This window comes from Comamonas sp. C11 (genome assembly GCF_024496285.1).
Classification (GTDB): domain Bacteria; phylum Pseudomonadota; class Gammaproteobacteria; order Burkholderiales; family Burkholderiaceae_C; genus Comamonas; species Comamonas testosteroni_F.
Genome location: NZ_CP101743.1, coordinates 5,002,001 through 5,019,319, shown reverse-complemented (window position 1 = coordinate 5,019,319; position 17,319 = coordinate 5,002,001). Strand labels below are relative to the sequence as shown.

15 protein-coding genes are annotated in these 17,319 nt (G+C 61.6%); all 15 read left to right on the top strand.

All coding sequences use genetic code 11. The features are described 5' to 3' along the window. The first annotated feature begins 31 nt into the window (after positions 1-31). The 15 genes from NOX35_RS23150 to mraZ all read left to right on the top strand — a co-directional run bounded on the left by NOX35_RS23150 (position 32) and on the right by mraZ (position 17,318). On the top strand, positions 32-1,936 hold the full coding sequence (locus tag NOX35_RS23150; protein WP_182284589.1) for a feruloyl-CoA synthase: 1,905 nt from the start codon (positions 32-34) through the stop codon (positions 1,934-1,936). Positions 1,937-1,996: 60 nt separating this feature from the next. Further along, the gene (locus NOX35_RS23145) at positions 1,997-2,764 is read left to right on the top strand and encodes an SDR family NAD(P)-dependent oxidoreductase (RefSeq protein WP_003081161.1); all 768 of its coding nucleotides are present in this window, start codon (positions 1,997-1,999) and stop codon (positions 2,762-2,764) included. A 178-nt stretch (positions 2,765-2,942) separates the two neighbouring features. Next, positions 2,943-3,950 carry a Bug family tripartite tricarboxylate transporter substrate binding protein gene (locus tag NOX35_RS23140; protein WP_256494855.1) on the top strand — a complete coding sequence of 336 codons (1,008 nt, stop codon included), beginning with the start codon at positions 2,943-2,945 and terminating at the stop codon, positions 3,948-3,950. 90 nt (positions 3,951-4,040) lie between these two features. Then, a complete protein-coding gene (locus tag NOX35_RS23135) occupies positions 4,041-5,048 on the top strand; it encodes a Bug family tripartite tricarboxylate transporter substrate binding protein (protein ID WP_256494854.1) in 1,008 nt (335 codons plus the stop codon). 167 nt (positions 5,049-5,215) lie between these two features. Next, positions 5,216-6,979, top strand: a complete 1,764-nt coding sequence (locus NOX35_RS23130) for an acyl-CoA dehydrogenase family protein (protein ID WP_256494853.1) — start codon at positions 5,216-5,218, stop codon at positions 6,977-6,979. A gap of 96 nt (positions 6,980-7,075) precedes the next feature. Continuing rightward, the gene (locus NOX35_RS23125; protein WP_256494852.1) at positions 7,076-7,636 is read left to right on the top strand and encodes a MarR family winged helix-turn-helix transcriptional regulator; all 561 of its coding nucleotides are present in this window, start codon (positions 7,076-7,078) and stop codon (positions 7,634-7,636) included. 50 nt (positions 7,637-7,686) lie between these two features. Continuing rightward, positions 7,687-8,565, top strand: a complete 879-nt coding sequence (dapF, locus tag NOX35_RS23120; protein ID WP_182284584.1) for a diaminopimelate epimerase — start codon at positions 7,687-7,689, stop codon at positions 8,563-8,565. Next, positions 8,562-9,275 (top strand): DUF484 family protein, encoded by a 714-nt coding sequence (locus NOX35_RS23115; RefSeq protein ID WP_003069020.1) that lies wholly within the window; start codon positions 8,562-8,564, stop codon positions 9,273-9,275. Before dapF ends, NOX35_RS23115 begins: the two co-directional genes overlap by 4 nt. 24 nt (positions 9,276-9,299) lie before the next feature. Next, positions 9,300-10,346, top strand: a complete 1,047-nt coding sequence (locus NOX35_RS23110) for a tyrosine recombinase XerC (RefSeq protein ID WP_256496958.1) — start codon at positions 9,300-9,302, stop codon at positions 10,344-10,346. A gap of 210 nt (positions 10,347-10,556) precedes the next feature. Then, the gene (locus NOX35_RS23105; protein ID WP_256494850.1) at positions 10,557-11,672 is read left to right on the top strand and encodes a GTP-binding protein; all 1,116 of its coding nucleotides are present in this window, start codon (positions 10,557-10,559) and stop codon (positions 11,670-11,672) included. 254 nt (positions 11,673-11,926) lie between these two features. Then, complete coding sequence (gene dksA, locus NOX35_RS23100; RefSeq protein ID WP_182284582.1) at positions 11,927-12,670, top strand: RNA polymerase-binding protein DksA; 744 nt, start codon at positions 11,927-11,929, stop codon at positions 12,668-12,670. 46 nt (positions 12,671-12,716) lie between these two features. Next, the gene (locus NOX35_RS23095) at positions 12,717-14,444 is read left to right on the top strand and encodes an STAS domain-containing protein (protein ID WP_256494849.1); all 1,728 of its coding nucleotides are present in this window, start codon (positions 12,717-12,719) and stop codon (positions 14,442-14,444) included. 148 nt (positions 14,445-14,592) lie between these two features. Then, positions 14,593-15,138 carry an ATP-dependent protease subunit HslV gene (hslV, locus tag NOX35_RS23090; RefSeq protein ID WP_003051248.1) on the top strand — a complete coding sequence of 182 codons (546 nt, stop codon included), beginning with the start codon at positions 14,593-14,595 and terminating at the stop codon, positions 15,136-15,138. A gap of 77 nt (positions 15,139-15,215) precedes the next feature. Next, a complete protein-coding gene (hslU, locus tag NOX35_RS23085) occupies positions 15,216-16,535 on the top strand; it encodes an ATP-dependent protease ATPase subunit HslU (RefSeq protein WP_182284579.1) in 1,320 nt (439 codons plus the stop codon). A gap of 354 nt (positions 16,536-16,889) precedes the next feature. After that, a complete protein-coding gene (gene mraZ / locus NOX35_RS23080; protein WP_003051254.1) occupies positions 16,890-17,318 on the top strand; it encodes a division/cell wall cluster transcriptional repressor MraZ in 429 nt (142 codons plus the stop codon). Position 17,319: the final 1 nt, after the last annotated feature.

Here is a 17,319-nt window from a genome sequence, read left to right as displayed (position 1 = left end):
CTCGAAAAACAAAGCTGTGGAGACAAAGACAATGCAGGAGACAGACACAGCCATGCAGGCCCTCGGCCAGGTGGCAGAGGGGAGCAGGCCCCGCTACCGAGAGCTGGAGTTCGGCGTGCGCAGCATCCAGGTCAGGGAGGCAGGCGACGGCACTTTCTACGTGCGCTCCGACCAGGCGCTGGCAGAGCACGCAGCGCGCATGACCGACAGGCTGGTGCACTGGGCGAAGACCACGCCGCAGCAGACCTTCATCGCCCAGCGGCAGCGGTTGGCCGACGGCAGCACAGGAGACTGGCAACGCATCAGCTATGCCCAGACGCTGGCAGCGGCGCGCAGCATTGCACAGTCCTTGCTGGACAGAAAGCTCTCGGCAGAGCGTCCCGTCATCATCCTCAGCGAGAACGATCTGGATCATGCCATGCTGGCCATGGGCTGCCTGTATGCAGGCGTGCCCTATTGCTCGGTCTCCACGGCCTATTCACTGGTCAGCACCGACTACGCCAAGCTGCGCCATGTGGTCGACACGCTCACGCCCGGCCTGATCTTTGCCGCCGATGCTGCGCGCTATGACAAGGCGGTACGCGCCGTGCTGCCCGAGGGCTGTGAGGTGGTGTACCGCCAGCCGGCCGTCGATGCCCAGACCTGCACCCTGTTTGCCGACCTGCTTGCGACCGAGCACACGGCTGCGGCGGATGCCGCCATGCAGGCCACCGGGCCAGATACCATCACCAAGTTCCTGTTCACCTCGGGATCGACCAAGCTGCCCAAGGCCGTCATCAACACCCATGGAATGTGGTGCGCCAACCAGCAGCAGATTGCCCAGACCATGCCCGATATGGTCAAAGGCCCGCCCGTGCTGGTGGACTGGCTGCCCTGGAATCACACTTTCGGCGGCAACAAGAACATCGGCCTCGCGCTCTATCACGGCGGCACTGTCTATATCGACGAGGGCAAGCCTACGGCGGCGGGCATTGCCGAGACGCTGCGCAATCTGCGCGAGATCTCTCCCACCGTTTACTTCAACGTACCCACGGGCTTCGAATACATCGCCCGTGCCATGGAGAGCGATGCGCAGTTGCGCAGCAGCCTGCTCAAGCGCGTCAAGATGTTCTTCTACGCCGGAGCCTCTCTGGCGCAGCCCGTCTGGGATAGCCTGCACCGCACGCAGGAGGCCGAGTGTGGCGAGCGCATCGTGATGGGAACCGGCCTGGGCATGACCGAGTCCTCGCCATCGGCCCTGTTCATCAACCGTCCCGACGTGCGTTCCGGGGACCTGGGCGTACCGGTGCCGGGTCTGGAGCTCAAGCTGGCGCCCGTGGATGGCAAGCTGGAGGTTCGCTATCGCGGCCCGAACGTCACGCCCGGCTATTGGCGCGCGCCTGAAGCGACGCAGGAGGCGTTTGACGAGGACGGATATTTCCGCACCGGCGACGCCGTGCAGTGGCGCGACCCGCAGGATCGAAACCAGGGCCTGCGCTTCGATGGCCGCATTGCCGAAGACTTCAAGCTGGCCACGGGCACATTCGTCAACGTGGGGCCGTTGCGCGCCAGGATCATTCACGCGGGCGCCCCCTATATTCAGGACGTGGTGCTGACAGGCCTGGATCGCAAGGAGGTCGGTGCCATCGTTTTCGGGACCCCGGCCTGTGCGGCCTTGAGCGGTCTGGAAGCGGGGGCGACGCTGGAGCAGATCATGCACAGCGAGCCCGTGCAGCAGCATTTGCAGACGGTTCTGAACCAGCTGGCGCAGACGGCAACTGGCAGTGCCACCCGCATTGCGCGTGCGGTGGCTGCGGTCAAGCCGCCATCGCTGGACCTGGGCGAGGTTACGGACAAGGGCTCCATCAACCAGCGCGCCGTGCTCCAGCATCGCGCCGATGTGGTGACCGGCCTGTATGACGAAACGCTGGCCTTGATCCTGAAGCCCAATCTCTGAGCCAGAACAGGCTTGAGCCCGATAACAGAAAGCGCAAGCAGCTTTTGAAAGGATAGTGATATGCAAGTTCAGGATCAGATTGCCATCGTGACCGGGGGAGCCTCGGGCCTCGGCGAAGCCACGGCGCGTGCACTGGCTGCCGCGGGGGCAAGGGTTGCCGTGCTGGATCGCCAGCTCGACAAGGCCAAGGTGGTGGCTGCCGAGATCGGCGGACTGGCGCTGGAGTGCGATATCTGCGATGCGGCCAGCGTCACGGCTGCGCTGGATGCCGTGCGCGAGCAATGGGGTGGCGATGCGCGCATTCTCATGAATGTGGCCGGCATCGGTACGGCCAAGCGCGTGATCGGCCGCGACGGCGAGCCCGCGCCGCTGGAAGACTTTGAGCGCGTGATTCGCGTCAACCTTGTCGGCAGCTACAACATGACGCGACTGTTTGCCGCACGCTGCGCCAAGCTGGCAGCGCTGGAGGACGGTGCTCGTGGTGTGATTCTCTATACCGCCTCGGTGGCTGCCTTTGACGGCCAGGTGGGGCAGCAGGCTTACAGCGCATCCAAGGGCGGCCTGGTCGGCATGACGCTGCCCATGGCGCGTGATCTGGCCCAGCACGGCATTCGTGTCTGCACCGTGGCTCCAGGCCTGTTCGCCACACCGTTGATGAAGGAATTGCCCGAGCCTGTGCAGCAGTCGCTGGCGGCATCCATTCCCTTTCCTTCGCGCCTGGGCAAGCCTTCGGAGTTTGCAGATCTGGCCGTGCATATCGTGCACAACGATCATCTCAATGGCGAGGTGATTCGCCTGGATGGTGCGCTGCGCATGGCTCCTCGGTAAGTGTTACCCCTGAGGCACTCTGCGCCTTCCCCCAAGGGGGACGACACCATCGCTGCGGGGCTGCCCTTGCTCGATGTCTCTGGCCTGGAGAGTGCCAGAGCCAGCTCAGTGCCAAAGATTGAGGCAGGTATTGATTCCACAGGACCGAAGAGTCCGTATTTCAAGCAGGAGACAAGTCATGCAAGGTCGTCGCAATTTCGTCAAAGGACTGGGCGCTGGCGCAGCGCTGGCCGCATTCGGCGGCATCGTCAGCCGCAGTGCTTATGCCCAGGGTGGAGGCCCGCTGGAGCAGGTTCGCATTCTCTACGGCTTTCCGGCAGGCAGCGCGGGGGACTCGGTGGCTCGCCGTGTGGCCGAAAAAATGGGTGGCAGCAGCTACACCAGAAATATGGGCGTGGTGGAAAACAAGCCCGGTGCCGGCGGCCGCATCGCGTTGGAGAGCCTGCGCAATGCCGTGGGGGACGGCTCGGTGATTGCATTGTCCCAGGTCTCGGCCTTCTCCATCTACCCGCATATCTACAGCAAGCTGACCTATCAGGCCAAGGATTTCGAGCCGATCTCGATTGGAGCCATCATGCACCACGGTCTGGCTGTCGGTCCCGCCGTGCCGGCCGAGGTCAAGACGCTCAAGGACTTCCTGGCCTGGTGCAAGAACAACCCCGACAAGGCCAGCTTCGGCAGCCCCGGTGCCGGCAGTCAGCCGCATCTGCTGGGGGCGCTGCTGAGCCTGCGCTCCGGCGTCAGGCTCAGCCATGCGCCTTATCGTGGCATGGCCCCTGGTGTCTCGGACGTCGTGGGCGGACAGATCGCCGCCATCATGGGGCCTTGCGGCGACTATCTGAGCTATTACAAGGCCGGCAAGCTGCGCGTGCTGGCCACCAGCGGGCCGCAGCGCAATCCCTATCTGCCCAATGTGCCCACGTTTGCCGAGCAGGGCTTTGCCGATCTGACGGCCGAAGAATGGTTCGGCTTCTACGCCAATGCCAGGACACCGGCCGAAGTGCGTGCACGCGCCCATGCGGCCATCACGGCAGCGCTCAAGAGCGACGTGCTCAAGGAAAGTCTGGGTGTAGTCGGCCTGATTGCCACCAGCTCCACACCCGAGGAAATGGCCCGTTCGCAGCAGGCCGAGTTCGAGCGCTGGGGACCGCTGGTCAAGCAGATCGGTTTTACAGGCGATTCCTGATGACCCCTCGGTATCGAATAGCATTCGGGTCGGGATTTTTCAGACAGGCTCAAGCCTGCACATAGCGATCGAACAATAGAGGAGACAAACATGCAAGATCGTCGCAATTTCGTCAAAGGCCTGGGCGCTGGTGCCGCGCTGGCCGCATTCGGCAGCATCGCCGGCCGCAATGCTTATGCACAGGGCAGTGGACCGCTGGAGCAGGTGCGCATTCTGTACGGCTTCCCCGCAGGCAGCGCCGGTGACTCGGTGGCGCGACGCGTGGCGGAAAAGATCGGCGGCACCAGCTACTCCAAGAACATGGGCGTGGTGGAAAACAAGCCCGGTGCCGGCGGCCGCATCGCGCTGGAGAATCTGCGCAACTCCGTGGGCGATGGCTCGGTCATCGTGCTGTCCCAGGTCTCGGCCTTCTCCATCTACCCGCATATCTACAGCAAGCTGACCTATCAGGCCAAGGATTTCGAGCCGATCTCCATCGGAGCCATCATGCACCACGGTCTGGCTGTCGGTCCCGCCGTGCCGGCCGAGGTCAAGACGCTCAAGGACTTCCTGGCCTGGTGCAAGAACAACCCCGACAAGGCCAGCTTCGGCAGCCCCGGTGCCGGCACCCAGCCGCATCTGATCGGCTCCCTGCTCAGCCTGCGTTCGGGCATCAAGCTCAGCCATGTGCCTTATCGTGGCACGGCGCCTGCAGTGTCCGATCTGGCCGGTGGACAGATTGCTGCCGTGATGGGCCCCAGCGGCGACTTCCTGAGCTACTACAAGGCCGGCAAGCTGCGCGTGCTGGCCACCAGCGGTCCGCAGCGCAACCCCTATCTGCCCAATGTGCCCACGTTTGCCGAGCAGGGCTTTGCCGATCTGACGGCCGAGGAGTGGTTCGGCTTCTATGCCAATGCCAGGACGCCCGCCGAAGTGCGTGCACGCGCCCATGCGGCCATCACGGCAGCGCTCAAGAGCGAGGCTCTCAAGGAAAGCGTGGGTGTGGTCGGTCTGATTGCCACCAGCTCCACGCCCGAGGAAATGGCCCGTTCGCAGCAGGCCGAGTTCGAGCGCTGGGGCCCGCTGGTCAAGCAGATTGGGTTTACGGCTGATACCTGATCACCCCTGAGCCGCTTTGCGGCTTCCCCCTCTCTCGCTGCGCGGGAGGGGGACGATGCCCTCGCTGCGGGGCGGCCCTTGCTTGGCATCCCTGGCTTGGGCCGCTCTTCGGCATGAATGGGGCAGCCTTCAGAGATTTTTATTTGCTGCTTGGCAGCCGGTTTTGTATGTCCTATTTGCCCGCCAGTGCCGATAACGCGTTTCTTCTATTTGATGTGCTCAAGGCCGATGAGCAATTGCAGCGCCTGCCGGCGCATGTGGCAACAGACCGGGGGCTGATGCAGCAGGTGCTGGAGGAGGCCGGCAAATGGGTGGGCGAGGTGGTGGCGCCGCTGTCGCGTGAAGGCGATGAGGTCGGTGTGCAGTTTGCAGCGGGCAAGGTCACCACACCGCCTGGTTTTGCCCAGGCCTATCAGGACTTCTGGCAGGCTGGCTGGCCTGCACTGGCCTGTGCCGAGGAGGATGGCGGCCAGGGGCTGCCCTGGGTGCTGGAAGGCGTGCTCTATGAATGGCTGAGCGCTGCCAACCATGGCTGGACCATGGCACCGGGTCTGTTGCATGGAGCGTATGAGTGCCTCAAGCACCATGGCAGCGAGGCCTTGAAGAGCGTCTATCTGCCCAAGGTGGCTAGCGGCGAGTGGCTGGCAACCATGTGTCTGACGGAGGCCCATGCGGGCAGCGACCTGGGGCAGGTGCGCACGCAGGCCGTGCCGGCTGGCGAATCCGAGCTGGGCGAGCGCTTCGAGATCAGCGGCAGCAAGATTTTCATTTCGGGCGGCGAGCATGATCTGAGCGCGAACATCGTGCATCTGGTGCTGGCGCGTCTGCCCGGGGCCCCTGCAGGGCCCAGGGGCCTGTCGCTGTTTCTCGTGCCCAAGCTATTGTCAGATGGCGAGCGCAACAGCGTGGTCTGCGAGCGCATCGAGGAGAAAATGGGCCTGCACGGCAGCCCCACCTGCGTGATGCGCTTTGATGCAGCTTCCGGCTGGCTGATCGGTCAGCCCGGAGCGGGCCTGAACGCCATGTTTGTCATGATGAATGCCGCGCGTCTGCATGTGGCGCTGCAGGGCATAGGTTTGCTGGATGCGGCATGCCAGAAGGCCCATGCCTATGCGCTGGAACGCCGCCAGATGCGTGCACCGGGGGCGGTGCCGGCCTCGCGTGGCCCGAATGATGCAGCGGATCTGATCATCGAGCATCCGGCCATTCGCCGTACGCTCGATCTGCAGCGCGCCTGGGTGGATGGCGGGCGTGTGCTCGCCTACCAGACCGGTATTTATCTCGATGTGGCGCGACATGCCGAAGATGCCAAGACATGTGATCAGGCCCAGCAATGGTGCAGTCTGATCACCCCCGTCCTCAAGGCGGCCTGGACCCAGCAGGCGTTCGAGGGTTCCAGCGCCTGTCTGCAGGTATTCGGTGGCCACGGCTATATCCGCGAGTGGGGCATAGAACAGATCGTGCGCGATTCGCGCGTGGCCATGATTTACGAAGGCACGAATGAAATTCAGGCCATCGACCTGCTGGTGCGCAAGGTGTTGCCGGACGGTGGTCAGGCCATGGGGCAATGGCTGCTGACTTTGCGCAACAGCCTGGATGCAAGTCGGACGCTGGATGCAGAAGTGCTGCGCTGCCTGGCCCAGCTGCGCTACTTCACCACGGTGCTGGCGCAGGCCTGCAAGGAAGATGACACCCTGGCCTGGCGCGTGGCCGACGACTATCTGCGCTGCGTGGCCGTGGTGCTGCTGGGCTGGGCGTGGGCACGTATTGCGGCCACGGCGGGGGGCGATAGTGAGCGCTGGCGAGGCCCCTGCAAGCAGGTGCAGCAGCGCATATTGCCCGAAATGGACTGGCGTCTGACTCTGATGAAGGCGCAGTGGGCGCAGGCTTCCGTCGTACATGGCAACCAGCTGTTCACCTCCGCGCATTGATCTAAATGGCTGCAAGATGCGAGCAATGCCGGCACAATTGCAGTCTTTTCATCGCGCTCCTGGATTGCTCTTTTGCCTTCGAAGTTGACATCGCCAATGCTCGCTCACAAGACTGCTGAACCAGACTCCAGACCTGCACGCTCTTTGCGCGGCACGCGCTCCAGAGAGGCCGGCTCGGACGTTCCGGGCTCGGGGCAGGAGCCCAGGGACAGTGCCGAGGTTTTTGCCGTCGATCAGGTCAATGCCAGCTTTCTGGAGTCCCTGCTGGGCTACAACGCCAGGCGCGCCTCGCTGGCTCTGGTGGGGGTCTTCATGCGCTGCATGGAGCGTTTTGACCTCAAGATCGTCGAGTTCTCCGTGCTGTCTCTGGTGGGCAGCAATCCGGGCATCACCTCGCGCCAGCTCTGTCAGCAACTGGCCGTGCTGCCGCCGAATATGGTGGGCATGATCGATGCGCTGGGCAAACGCGGCTTTCTGGAACGGCGTCCGCACCCGCGCGACGGGCGCGCCACAGGGCTGTACCTGACCGCCGCCGGGGGCGAACTGGTGGACACCGCCGAGCCCGAGCTCAAGAGCAGCGAGACCCGTGCCATCTCGCATCTGAGTGCTGCCGAGCAGGTGCAGCTCATGGAGTTGTTGCAAAAGCTGTATCGCTGATCCCATGGCATGGCGCAGATCCTGCGCCCGGCGCGATAATGTGCGGCATCATGCAGATTCGCTTTACCAAGATGCAAGGTGCGGGCAACGACTTTGTCGTACTCGACGAAACCCAGGCTCGCCTGGGCTTGAGCACCGCCCAGTACCGCTACCTGGCCAATCGTCACTTTGGCGTGGGTGCCGACCAGATCCTGACGGTGCGTCCGGCTCCCGCAGAGGGCGTGGACTTTGAATATGTCATCCACAACGCCGACGGTGGCGAGGTCGAGCAGTGCGGAAACGGCGCACGCTGTTTTGCGCGCTATGTGCATGACAAGGGTCTGACCGACAAGAGCGTGATTCGCGTACAGACCCTTTCGGGCATCATTGCCCCCGAAATTCATGGCAATGGCCGCGTCACGGTCGATATGGGGGCGCCTCAGCTGGATCCGGCCAAGGTGCCGTTCACGACCGGCGGTCTGGAGCCAGAAGCCTTGGGGTCAACACAAAAATGGCCTCTGACGCTCGACACGCCTTTGCAGCCAGCTACAGTCTGGATAGCAGCCGTTTCCATGGGCAATCCGCATGCGGTGCAACTGGTGGACGATGTGAATGCCGCTTTGGTGGAGTTGCACGGCCCGTTGATCGAGAACCATGCCCGTTTTCCTCAGCGTGTGAACGCCGGCTTCATGCAGATCCTCAACCGCGGTGAAGTCCGCTTGCGTGTCTATGAACGCGGTGCCGGCGAGACCCTGGCCTGCGGTACGGGGGCTTGTGCCGCCGTGGTGGCCGGCATTGGCTGGGGCTTGCTCGACCAGCGCGTCGATGTGCATACCCGCGGTGGTCTGCTTACCATTGAATGGGCTGGCGGTGCGCAGGATCGCGTGCGCATGACAGGCCCTGCCGAATTTGTTTTTGAAGGCCAGATCGACATACCTGATACTTTATGAACAGCTTGACCGATACCGCCATGACCGAAGAGTCGATTGCCGATTACCTCCAGGAAAACCCCGATTTCTTCGAGCGCCACGCCGAGATGCTGACGGGCGTGCGTTTGATCAGCGGCCACGGCCCACGTGCCGTCAGCCTGCAGGAACGTCAGGCCGAGATGTTGCGCGAAAAGATCAAGGGTCTGGAGCATCGCATCATGGACATGGTGCGCCATGGCAGCGAGAACGCATCCATCGCCAACAAGATTCACCAGTGGACCCATGCCCTGGTCAAGGTGCAGGACCTGCGCGAGCTGCCCCATGCGCTAACCGCCAGCCTGCAGCACACGTTTGATGTACCCCAGGTCGCACTGCGTCTGTGGAATGTGGCGGGCGCGCACAGCGGCACCGTCTACACCATGGGAGTGAGCGATGATGCCAAGGCCTTTGCCTCGTCTCTGACCATGCCGTTCTGCGGCCCCAATATGGGCTTCGAACCCGTGACCTGGCTGCCCAACCCCAATGCGGTGCAGTCGGTCGCGCTGCTGACCCTGCATGACGGTGCCATGGACAGCACCTCCAACGCCTTTGGCATGCTGGTGCTGGGCTCGCCCGACCCGCTTCGCTTCGATGCCACCATGGGCCTTGAATTCCTTTCACGCATCTCCGAGCTGGCCAGTGCATCGCTCTCGCGCATGCGCGCTCCTGCGCTGACGCTGGCGCACGGCTGAGGCTGCAAAAGGGTGTAGATGCCGATGCAAGAGCGCGAGCAGCCCTCTTTTGAGGAGCAGTACGCGCAGCTTCCGGAAGTTGTCCATAGCTATCTGGAGCATGTGCGTGTGCAAAAGCGCCTGGCCGAGCGCACGCATACGCTGTATGCGCTGGACCTGATCAAGCTGCGGAGCTTTGCGCAGGCGGCAGCTCAGGAGCTTTTGACGCTGCAGCCATCGCATATCCGCCGCTTTGCTGCGCAAATGCATGGCGCCGGCCGCAGTGCACGCGGCATCGCACTGATTCTCTCGGGCTGGCGCAGCTTCTTTCGCTGGGCGGCCCAGCGGGAGCTGGTGCCTTTCAATCCCGTGGAGGGCGTGCGCGGCCCCAAGGCTGCCAAGCCCCTGCCCAAGGCACTGGCTGTGGACGACGCCGTGCAACTGGCCAGTTTTCAGAACCCCGAAGCTGATCCGTGGATGGAGGCGCGCGACGTCGCGATGACCGAGCTGCTCTACAGCTGCGGCCTGCGTGTGGCCGAACTGGTGGGGCTGGATCTGCGGCCCGACCAGCAGAGTCGGCATGAAGGCAGGGGTTGGATCGACCTGGAGGCGGGCGATGCCCACGTTCAGGGCAAGGGCAGCAAGCGACGCATCGTGCCCGTGGGGCGCATGGCGATCCTGGCCTTGCAGCGCTGGCTGGCGCTGCGCAGCAGCGCGCTGGTCGGGGCCGCACAGCTCAAGGCACAGGATGAAGCAGCCTTGTTCGTCGGCCGCCGGGGCGAGCGGCTCGGCGCCCAGTCGGTCTGGTCACGTCTCAAGCGGCGAGGCCAGCAGGCGGGGCTTGCGACTGGCGTGCATCCGCATGTGCTGCGTCATTCCTTTGCCAGTCATATGCTGCAGTCCAGTGGCGATCTGCGTGCCGTACAGGAGCTGCTCGGGCATTCCAGCATTGCCACCACGCAGATATATACGCGGCTGGATTTCCAGCATCTGGCCCAGGCTTATGAAAAAGCCCACCCGCGTGCGCAGCGCAGCAGTGTCGGCGAGACGTTCGGCCCATTGCGCAAGCCGGACGACGAAGAACAAGACTGAAGAATCCTGATTTGATAGCGTGAAATGATTATTGGGTAATTGATGGAGGCGATTTCTTGCTGAAATTTCTGCCGTCCCTGCTGCCCATGCGCGCTTGAAAGCACCGCTACACTCCCCAGCTGTTATCACCGGAGCGCGCATAGGGATGCGCCGCCCGTGTTTTTTGGACAGCCGCATGTGGCGGCTGGCCGCAGCAAGAGGTTTCAACGCATGGCTCTCATTCCAGTCACCATCCTCACGGGCTTTCTGGGCTCGGGCAAGACCACGCTGCTCAAGCGCGTGCTGCACGAATCCCACGGCATGAAGATTGCCGTGATCGAGAACGAGTTCGGCGAGGAGAACATCGACACCGATATTCTCAAGACCGAATCCAAAGAACAGATTCTGCAGATGAGCAACGGCTGCATCTGCTGCACCATCCGTGAAGACCTGCGCGAGGCTTTGCAGTTGCTGGCTGCCAAGCGCCGCAAGGGACTGGTGGACTTCGACCGCATCGTGATCGAGACTACCGGCCTGGCAGACCCCGGCCCCGTGGCCCAGACCTTCTTCATGGATGACGAGATCGCCGAGACCTATCTGATCGACTCCATCATCACATTGGTGGATGCCAAGCATGCCAATCAGCAGCTCGACGACCGCCAGGAAGCGCGCCGCCAGGTGGGCTTTGCCGACCAGATGTTCCTGTCCAAGACCGATCTCGTGACGGATGCGGAAAAGGAGGCGCTGATCCATCGCCTCAAACATATGAACCCTCGTGCGCCCATCCGTGCCGTTCATTTTGGCGATGTGCCCCTGAGCGAAGTGTTCGACCTGCGTGGCTTCAACCTGAACGCCAAGCTGGACATCGACCCTGATTTCCTCAAGGAAGATGATCACGACCACGATCATCACGACCACAGCGCTTGCGACCATGACCATGGCCAATGCGAGCACGATCATGAACATCAGCACGACGAGCATTGCGGCCACGATCACCATGACCACGAGCATGGCGAGCACTGCACTCACCCGCACCACCATCATCACGACGATGACGTGAAGAGCTTTGTCTACCGCGCCGATCGCGCGTTCGACCCGGCCAAGCTGGAAGACTTTCTGGGCGCCATCGTCAATATCTACGGCCCCAAGATGCTGCGCTACAAGGGCGTGCTCGACATGAAGGGCACCAGCCGAAAGGTCATCTTCCAGGGCGTGCACCAGCTCATGGGCAGCGATCTGGGGCCCGAGTGGGAAGCCGATGAAAAGCGAGTCAGCAAAATGGTCTTCATCGGCATCGACCTGCCGCAGGACATTCTTCGCCAGGGACTGGATCAATGCCTGGTGTAAACCCTTGGTTTGGGGGCTGTTTCGGCGAAAGCTAACGGTTTGCTGACAATGACTGACGGCCTGCCAAGCAGGCCGTTTTGTTTGTCTGTTATTTCTCGCAAACTGACCGAAACAGGCGCAGGCTTTGTTGCAAATTGTGGGGTATGTGCAACGGAGCCGGGCTGGGGGGACTGGCGTGGCTACAATGCCGGCCCTAAAGAGGGTGTTGGAGCAATCCGGCCCTGCAAGGGCTCTGTACTGTAAGGAGACAGGACGTGACCGCTGTGAAAAGTAATCTGCCCAAGGCTGCAGCCAAAGCTGCGTCAGCGGCTGTGCACCCCCGCAGCGTCGAGACCTCTTTGGTGGACGCCGCGTTGGACAACCCGGTGCTGGTACCTGCAGCAGCGGGAGAATCTTCCAAATCGTCCAGATCCAAGCGTTCTGCATCGCCTCCAGCGCGGCAGCCTGAAACAGATGTTCCGCCCCTGGCAGCTTCGGCAGCCAGGGCAGCGGCAACCATGAGAGATACGAAAGCAATGACCAACACAAAGCAAGCTGTGCCCAAGAAAGATCCCAAGCTGGCCAACGCCTGGAAGACCAAGTCGGTAGAGGAGCTGACCGATGCTGAAGTGCTGGCCATGTCTGATGACGATTACATGAACGACGCCCAGCTGGCCTACTTCCGTCGCAAGCTGGTCGCGCTCAAGAACGATATGCATGTGAATGCGGGCGAGACTGCGGAAAACCTGCGTGAAGACACCGTCGTGGTGCCCGATCCTGCCGATCGTGCCACCATTGAGGAAGAGCACGCTCTCGAGCTGCGCACCCGTGACCGCGAGCGCAAGCTGCTCAAGAAGATCGATCAGTCCATTGCCCGCATTGATGCAGGTGACTACGGCTACTGTGACGAGACCGGCGAGCCCATCGGTGTGGGACGACTGCTGGCTCGCCCCACGGCTACACTGTCGCTGGAAGCCCAGCAGCGCCGTGAACTCAAGCAGAAGATGTACGGCGATTGATCTGCGTCAGGCGTTGGAGGGGCTGCAGGCAGCAAAGTAGAGGACCATGGCAAAAGAAGAAAACAAGTCGGGAGGGTTGCTGTCCAAGGTGGTGCGTTTTGTGCGCCACCCGACCGTGAATTGGTCCGACTTGGAGAATCTCAACCAGGACAGCGAAGAAAGTCAGTACAGCAAGCAGGCGCTCAAGGAAATGCTGGAGCGCAAGCGCCAGAACGACTTTGTGCGAAAGCGTGAGTTTGACCAGCTGCGCAAGCTGCGCCAGGCTCAGTTGTCCAAGACGGCGGTGACTGCCAGGGCTCCACTCGAGACGCTGACCCCACTAGCGCCTTCCGCTTTTTTGCAGACTGCCCAAAGCTCCGTGCCGGGCGAGCGCGCAGAAACCATCAAGAAGATCGACGAGATCGAAGCGCAGATGGCCCAGCAATGGTGGCGCGGCAAGCTGGCCGCTGATGCCGCGACCATGCCGCTGCAACTGCCTGAGGGCGGAGGCAGCATGCCTTCGGTATTTAAAAGCCAGCCGCTTTCGATCAGCACGCTGCCTCTGCTTCAGGATGTGCTGCCAAGCGATCTGGAACTGCCGCCATCAAGTCGACTGGGCAATCCTGTGGCTTTGCCGGGCCTGCGTGGCGAGACAGACTTTTCGCCGGCGTTTGCCACGACCGAGGTCTCGGCTCCAACCGATATCAACATGGTTCCGCCATCCTTTGCGCGCTTCGAGCATGATGCTGCGCTTGAGGACGCAGCGATTGTGTTTGCCAGCGGTGACAACGTCGCAGCCGAGACCAGTCTCAAGGCCTTGATCGCCGAGCGTGCTCAGGATACGCCGGCGCAGTTGCAGGTCTGGCTGGCACTGCTGGATATGTACCGCGCAGCAGGCATGCAGGCTCAGTTTGAAGACGCAGCCATGGACTTTGTGGCGCGTTTCGGTCGTTCGGCCCCGCAATGGTTTGTGATGCCGCAGCAGGCGGGCAGGCTTGGCGAAACCGCGCCGGATGCCACAGCAGTGCAGACCGGCGTTCGCTGGCAGGCTCCTGTGCATTTGGATGAGCCTGCTTTCAAGGCGCTGCTGGCAAGCAAGGCGCGCAGCGCCGGCAGCTCTGTCATGGACTGGAGCGCCCTGGAGAGCCTCGACCCTGGTGTGAAGAAGCCGCTGCTGGATGCGACCCAGCGATGGGCCGACGAAAAAGGATCACTGGTCTTTGCCGGACATGAAAGATTGCAGGCCGTACTCAGCAAGCACACCCCTTCCGGTGATCGCGCCGTTGATCAGGACTGGTGGTATTTGCGTCTGGCCATGCAGCGCCTGATGCATCTGCAGGACGAATTTGAGCTGACGGCGCTGGACTATTGCGTGACCTACGAGTTGTCACCACCCTCGTGGGACGATCCAGTCTGTGCATACTCGAATGAAGGGCAGGCGCAGAACCTGCGTGCCAAAGATAGCCGGCTCCTGGGGCCGGAGACGATTCAGCCAGGCATGCTCTGGAAGGAGCGTCAGCCGCGTTTTGCGCTGCAAGGCGTGATCGACGGCGATGCATTGCCCTGGCTGGCCGAGGTTCAGGAAAAGGCCAAGCTTGGCGAAGCCATTGCCATTGACTGCACGCGCCTGGTACGCATGGACTTTGCTGCCGCAGGCTCGGTGCTGAACTGGGCTGCGCAGATGCAGGAGCTGGGCCACGTGTTGCAGTTCAGTCAGTTGCACCAGTTGCTTGCGGTGTTCTTCAATGTTGTTGGCGTTCAGGAGCATGCACAGGTGATTCCAAGACGGGACTAGCTCCCTGAGTGGCTGTGCAGCATCTCCGAAGAGGGCTGCGTCTCTGGCTGGAGCTGGGCTGTTTTGAGGCCTTGTCCACGGCAAGCGCTGCAAATTTAATTTTTCTGGACCTCTTGAGGTCGATCTTGCCTGCCCCCATCTGCCCCAGATGGAACAGTTTCACGGCACCACCATTTTGAGCGTGCGCCGCCAGACTCCCGAGGGCGTGCAAGTCGCCATCGGCGGTGATGGTCAGGTCACATTGGGCAATATCGTCATCAAGGGCACGGCGCGCAAGGTGCGCAAGCTCTATCACGGCAAGGTGCTGGCGGGCTTTGCGGGGGCAACCGCAGATGCCTTCACGCTGTTCGAGCGCTTCGAGGCCAAGCTGGAAAAACACCAGGGCAACCTGACCCGCGCCGCGATCGAGCTGACCAAGGAGTGGCGTACCGACCGCGTGCTGCGCAAGCTCGAAGCCATGCTGGCAGTCGCCGATGCTACGACCTCGCTCATCATCACCGGCAATGGCGACGTTCTGGAGCCCGAACAGGGCATCGTGGCCATCGGCTCCGGCGGTGCCTATGCGCATTCTGCCGCCAAGGCCTTGCTGAACAATACCGAGCTGTCGGCTGAGGATGTGGTGCGCAAATCCCTGGCGATTGCCGGCGAGCTGTGCATCTACACCAATATGAATCACACGATCGAGACGCTGTAAGCACCTCGACTATCCGAATTGATAGCTGCTGGCGCTTTATGGATGGGCGCTAGAAGCATATTTGACTGAGAATTCACATGTCTTCTGCCATGACTCCCCAGGAGATCGTCTCCGAGCTGGACAAGCACATCGTCGGCCAGCATGGTGCCAAGCGCGCGGTGTCGATTGCCTTGCGCAATCGCTGGCGCCGCCAGCAGGTGCCCGAGGGCCTGCGCCAGGAAATCACGCCCAAGAACATTCTGATGATAGGCCCTACGGGCGTGGGCAAGACGGAGATCGCGCGCCGCCTGGCAAAGCTCGCCGATGCCCCCTTCATCAAGGTCGAGGCGACCAAGTTCACCGAAGTGGGCTATGTGGGCAAGGATGTGGATGCCATCATCCGCGATCTGGCCGAGGTTGCCGTCAAGCAGACGCGCGAGTCGGACATGAAGAAGATGCGCGCCCGCGCCGAAGATGCTGCCGAGGAGCGCATTCTCGATGTGCTGATCCCGCAGGCCCGCACCGGCGAAGTACCGGCAGACAATACGGCGCGTCAGGTTTTTCGCAAGAAGTTGCGTGAAGGTCAGCTCGACGACAAGGAAATCGAGATCGACATCGCCGAGCAGATGCCTCAGGTGCAGATCATGGGCCCCCAGGGCATGGAGGAGATGGCCGAGCAACTGCGCGGCATGTTCAGCCACATGGGCCAGGAAAAGCGCAAGACGCGCAAGCTCAAGATCGCCGAGGCCCTGAAGCTGCTGACCGATGAGGAAGCCGCAAAGATGGTCAATGAGGAAGACGTCAAGACCCGCGCCATTGCCAATGCCGAGCAAAACGGCATTGTCTTCATCGACGAAATCGACAAGGTGGCGACGCGCCAGGAAACCAGTGGCTCCGATGTATCGCGTCAGGGTGTGCAGCGTGACCTGCTGCCCTTGGTCGAAGGCACCAGCGTCTCGACCAAGTACGGTGTGGTCAAGACTGACCACATTCTGTTCATCGCCTCGGGTGCTTTCCACCTGTCCAAGCCCAGCGACCTGATTCCCGAGCTGCAGGGGCGCTTTCCCATTCGCGTGGAACTGGAATCTCTGTCGGTACAGGACTTCGAGGCGATTCTGATGCAGACTCACGCCTCCCTGGTCAAGCAGTATCAGGCGCTGCTGGCGACCGAAGGCGTGACTCTGGAGTTCAAGCCAGAGGGCATCACGCGTCTGGCGACGATTGCCTTTGACGTCAACGAGAGTACCGAGAACATCGGTGCGCGGCGCCTGTCCACAGTGATGGAGCGTCTGCTTGACGAGGTCAGCTTCGATGCGGCCAAGCTTTCGGGGCAGACCGTGGTGATCGATGCAGCCTATGTGGATCAGCGCCTGCAGATGCTGAGCAAGGATGAGGATCTGTCGCGCTTCATTCTTTGAGGAACTGAGCGCTTGAAGCGAGCTGCCCGCCTGTGCGGGCAGTTTGCATTTGTAGGAGAAGGTCGAGACTTAAATCAGTTCTTTCCATTGAATTGAATGGTTGCAATTGACGCTCCCTAATGAGAGTCCACTTGCATTGACTTTGCTAAGTGCTTGTAAAGGAAAGGTATTTTCAGAATAAGGCTTTTCTTTTTCTCTCTAAGTACTTGATTTCATTGCAAATAATTGTTCCTTCGGGTTTGGATTCACCTTGAATTGCTGATACAGTGCAAAAAAGTGCAATTAAGTGGTGAAAGTTGCCCTCGTGCCCATTTTGGGGGAACGAGCGGCTCCAGATGACCGGAGTAACTTGCCGTGTTTCAAGGGGCGTCTTCGCTGAATCTCGATGGAAAGGGGCGGCTCTCGGTGCCGACCCGGCATCGTGACGCCCTTTTGTCCTTGGCTGAGGGGCAGGTCACTTTCACCAAGCATCCCGATGGCTGTCTGTTGCTGTTTCCGCGCCCCGAGTGGCTGCAGTTTCGCGAACGTGTCGCGCAACTGCCGATCACGGCTCAGTGGTGGAAGCGGATTTTTCTGGGCAATGCCATGGATGCGGAGATGGATGCAACCGGTCGGCTGCTGATTTCGCCCGAGTTGCGTGAGGCCACAGGTCTGACCAAAGAGGTCTTGATGCTGGGCATGGGGGCGCATTTCGAGGTCTGGGACAAGGCCACTTATGAAATGCGCGAAGCGGAAGCGCGCCAGCAACCGATGCCGGCGGCTTTCCAGGATTTTGTTTTGTAGG

What these genes read in the sequence shown, in the direction of transcription:
- hslU (WP_182284579.1), top strand. Translation starts at nt 15,216, where the DNA reads ATGTCTTCTGCCATGACTCCCCAGGAGATCGTCTCCGAGCTGGACAAG.
- NOX35_RS23140 (WP_256494855.1), top strand. Translation starts at nt 2,943, where the DNA reads ATGCAAGGTCGTCGCAATTTCGTCAAAGGACTGGGCGCTGGCGCAGCG.
- NOX35_RS23145 (WP_003081161.1), top strand. Translation starts at nt 1,997, where the DNA reads ATGCAAGTTCAGGATCAGATTGCCATCGTGACCGGGGGAGCCTCGGGC.
- hslV (WP_003051248.1), top strand. Translation starts at nt 14,593, where the DNA reads ATGGAACAGTTTCACGGCACCACCATTTTGAGCGTGCGCCGCCAGACT.
- NOX35_RS23105 (WP_256494850.1), top strand. Translation starts at nt 10,557, where the DNA reads ATGGCTCTCATTCCAGTCACCATCCTCACGGGCTTTCTGGGCTCGGGC.
- NOX35_RS23125 (WP_256494852.1), top strand. Translation starts at nt 7,076, where the DNA reads ATGCTCGCTCACAAGACTGCTGAACCAGACTCCAGACCTGCACGCTCT.
- NOX35_RS23135 (WP_256494854.1), top strand. Translation starts at nt 4,041, where the DNA reads ATGCAAGATCGTCGCAATTTCGTCAAAGGCCTGGGCGCTGGTGCCGCG.
- NOX35_RS23110 (WP_256496958.1), top strand. Translation starts at nt 9,300, where the DNA reads ATGCAAGAGCGCGAGCAGCCCTCTTTTGAGGAGCAGTACGCGCAGCTT.
- NOX35_RS23095 (WP_256494849.1), top strand. Translation starts at nt 12,717, where the DNA reads ATGGCAAAAGAAGAAAACAAGTCGGGAGGGTTGCTGTCCAAGGTGGTG.
- NOX35_RS23115 (WP_003069020.1), top strand. Translation starts at nt 8,562, where the DNA reads ATGAACAGCTTGACCGATACCGCCATGACCGAAGAGTCGATTGCCGAT.
- NOX35_RS23130 (WP_256494853.1), top strand. Translation starts at nt 5,216, where the DNA reads ATGTCCTATTTGCCCGCCAGTGCCGATAACGCGTTTCTTCTATTTGAT.
- dapF (WP_182284584.1), top strand. Translation starts at nt 7,687, where the DNA reads ATGCAGATTCGCTTTACCAAGATGCAAGGTGCGGGCAACGACTTTGTC.
- NOX35_RS23150 (WP_182284589.1), top strand. Translation starts at nt 32, where the DNA reads ATGCAGGAGACAGACACAGCCATGCAGGCCCTCGGCCAGGTGGCAGAG.